Source organism: Helicobacter sp. T3_23-1059, from assembly GCF_053654515.1.
Genome location: NZ_JBSIUV010000184.1, coordinates 1 through 736, shown reverse-complemented (window position 1 = coordinate 736; position 736 = coordinate 1). Strand labels below are relative to the sequence as shown.

Below are 736 nucleotides of genomic sequence, written 5' to 3'. Positions count from 1 at the left end.
GACCGCAATGGGAAAGCGTGAAAAGGGCGTATGAGGATATAAATGGGGTTTATGGAGGAAATAATAATCAAGCAGTGTTTCAAAAAATTTTTCACACAAATGAGCCTTATAATACTTGTGCTATAAGGCTAAGCTATGCGCTAAATTATGGTGGTATGTCGATTGAAAAATCACTACAAAATCCACAAGCAAGAAATGTTATTGGTGGTAATCCAAGAATTGGCAAAGATAAAATGAAGTATATTATGGGTGCTTGGGATATGGGTAAATTTTTAGATAAACTTTGGGGCGAAAAAGACAAAGATAAATATTTTGATTTTACTAAAACTACGCTTGATGAGTGCATAAAATGGCTAAAAGAAAATGACAATAATGGCATAATAGTAATGAAATCATCTAGCGCAAAAATACAAGCAGAGGGTCTAACAGGGCATACTACATTATGGTATGGGGATAAACAATGTCTTGGAGACTACAAAGAAATTGGCGTAGGCGATGAAGTGGCGGAATTACATTTTAAGGCTTTTCTTAATGATATTGACGCTGTGAAAATTATGTTTTGGAAGTTATAATAAATTTGGGAGGCAAAGAATGAAAAAATTAAGTTTGTTGTTTTTGGCAGTGTCGGTTTTGTCGGTGGTATTTGTAGGCTGTGGACATTCAAAGGTTTCAAAAGATTTACGCAAATCGCAAAATATAGATTCTAAAGATTCGCAGGTTAAATCTAGCGATTCAT

The 736-nt window shown here is 34.4% G+C and carries 1 protein-coding gene; it reads left to right on the top strand.

The genetic code is table 11. The features are described 5' to 3' along the window. On the top strand, positions 1-572 hold a 572-nt coding region (locus ACWIX0_RS13955; protein ID WP_454174582.1), incomplete at its 5' end, for a T6SS effector amidase Tae4 family protein. Between the last annotated feature and the right edge of the window lie 164 nt (positions 573-736).